Consider the following 328-nt stretch of genomic DNA (forward strand, 5'->3'; position numbering starts at 1 on the left):
CCGGCTTCGACGCAGGTCGCGAAGCCTTCGGTGCATGCAGAGCTGCGGTTCGCTCTTAAAACTGGTCGCAGATTCATAATTGCCAACGACAGCAATTACGCTCTCGCTGCTTAAGCAGTGAGCCCTCTGCCCGGATTTGTCTGTGGATCCGGAGCCGAAAGGCGCGCGGAGGGTCATGAAACACGGAATCGTGCGCATTCTAGTCTGTGGGATGCGCGCTAAATTAAAGCAGAATCGCCATGTCGTCATCCTGTCTGTCGGAGGGCGGTGCGGTTAAAGCCAAAAGACAAACTACGCATGTAGATCCGGTGGTCTAGGTACTGCGGAC

1 other RNA gene is annotated in these 328 nt (G+C 55.5%); it reads left to right on the forward strand.

From position 1 onward, the window contains the following. Positions 1 to 328: a transfer-messenger RNA gene (gene ssrA / locus BLX89_RS23805) on the forward strand.

Origin of the sequence: Pararhizobium arenae (assembly GCF_001931685.1) — a bacterium.
Classification (GTDB): Bacteria; Pseudomonadota; Alphaproteobacteria; order Rhizobiales; family Rhizobiaceae; genus Pararhizobium; species Pararhizobium arenae.